The organism is Candidatus Obscuribacterales bacterium (assembly GCA_036703605.1).
Taxonomy (GTDB): Bacteria; Cyanobacteriota; Cyanobacteriia; order RECH01; family RECH01; genus RECH01.
Genome location: DATNRH010000802.1, coordinates 1 through 2009, shown reverse-complemented (window position 1 = coordinate 2009; position 2009 = coordinate 1). Strand labels below are relative to the sequence as shown.

The window sequence follows — 2009 nt, the reverse complement described above, 5'->3', positions numbered from 1 at the left end:
GCCATAACCTCACTGTCCGTGGCTCCACCGTCCACCAGTTCAGTCACTGCAGTGCGGCGCAGATCAGACAGGCGCAGTTCCTTAGGCAGACCTGCCTTGTCCATGATACGGCGAGCAGTCTTGCTCAACAGTTCCAGTGTGTAAGGCCCATAGTTCCCATCGGTACGCAGCTTGGTGGAACGCTTACCTACATAGGGAGCCACGTAAGGCTGGAAGTCGAACAGTTCATGCTGCTCTTTGAGCATGGCAAAGAGTTCATCACTGATGGGCTGGGCCACGATGGACTCAGACTCAGTGTTGCTTCGCTTGCTCTGGATGATGGTCACAGTCTGGTTGTCCCAATCTATACCAAACTTCTGACCGAGTTCGTCAGTGCCATCCCACTGCAGCATACGCATGTCGCCTAGTCGCTGGCCCCACTCGTATGCCATCTGTGCAATGAGCCCCACGTTGCGCCACCCGAAGTCTGAGTAGGCAGTGTCGAGGAAGGCAGTCAACTGCTCCCTGTTCCACTTGGTACGGCGAGGCTTGGTTCCCTTGCGCTTGACCAGACCGAAGGGATTGTGGTGCACGTAGCCCATGCTCATGCCATAGCGATACAAGCGTGAGGCACAGGTGATCACGTGGTTGGCGAAGTGAGTACCCCGCTCAGCCCACTGGTCGTAGGCATGCTTCGCATCAGGGCTAGTGACTGACTCATACAGCCTATCACCTAGACGCTCACCCTTCTTGTCGGGTGTCTCAAGCATGGTCTTAAGGAAGTAGTGATACTGACGTTTGGTGTCAGCCTTCACCTTCTTGAAGTCAGCCGACTCGATGTAGTCCTCGTAGAGAGCAGTGAGGGTGGCATCTTTCTCAGCCACCTTCACACGCTCAGTACCGAAACGGAACTCATCGATCAGCCTGTTGTACTCATCAGCCTGACGGTACGCTTCTAGCTCATCACCAGCCAGCACCTCCCGAGGGACGATGCCTGCATCAACATAGACCTGAGGCGGGTTGTATCTGAAATACTCTGACCCATCTGCGTAGGTGCACACTTGCACATAGCGAGGCCGATCACCCTCAGGCAATGCGTCCTCAGGCAACTCCTCCGAGAAATGCGTTCTGATCTTCATGGTGTCCTCCACTGTTCCACCAAAAGCTATCCACTGGCAGGGTCTGCACCTTGTCAATGTCTGGTCGATGGATATGTTTGATAGCATACAGGATAGCCTCTGATGAACTACTCTTGTTCACGTTAAGAAACTCAACGTCACCATCCTCGAACTCAACTCGTACTCTGAATTTCATTGTCACCCCTATTATTATCTGTGCTTAAGCAATCTCGTTGCAGTGTCTTCGATGTGCTCACGCTGGTGTAGTTGTTTGAGCCAACGCTCAGGGATGCTGGACTTGCCGTATATTCTGCCAGCTAACTGCCCTGTAACAGCGCCAACAGTGTCGGAGTCGTGTCCTCTGTTCACGGCTAGTATCAGTGCCGCCTCGAAAGAGCAAGTGTTGTGGATAGCCCACCACGCACACTGGTATGTCTCTTTCACATAGCCACCTGACATGACCTCACTACGAGGGGTGTCCTTAGGCAGCTTAAGATGATCGTACTTAGCCATTGACTTGCCCCACCACAGTTCCTCAGCCAAGGCCACCGTATACATGATAGCCTCAGGTGCAGCGTGGGTGAGTAGGGATTGCTGCACGGCAAGAGCACCAGCCTCAGCCTGAGTGTTAGACGCAATGATAGCGGGGGCCATCCTCATGATGCCTCCGTTACCTGCAAACTCTTTGCCAGTTAGGCCGGTGTAGACGTTGCCTTCCTTGCCGTACTTGTAGGATTGAATGGCTATAGCTGTCGTATAACCAATGTCGAAGCAGTGGTTCCTTGTTCCAAACCTTCCAGTGTCTGCCCATGCTACGAAGTTCTCGGCGCATAGGATGGGATCAAACATATGGGGATGCGAACGCAGGATTGCATCACTTAATGCGAGGGCAAGGGCAGTATCATCTGTCCA

At 53.3% G+C, this 2009-nt stretch carries 2 protein-coding genes; both read right to left on the bottom strand.

Features of this window, described 5'->3' with window-relative positions:
- Positions 1-1118 (bottom strand): site-specific integrase (locus V6D20_16720; protein ID HEY9817423.1); only part of this gene is annotated, 1118 nt, incomplete at its 3' end.
- A gap of 189 nt (positions 1119-1307) precedes the next feature.
- Positions 1308-2009 (bottom strand): ADP-ribosylglycohydrolase family protein (locus tag V6D20_16715; protein ID HEY9817422.1); only part of this gene is annotated, 702 nt, incomplete at its 5' end.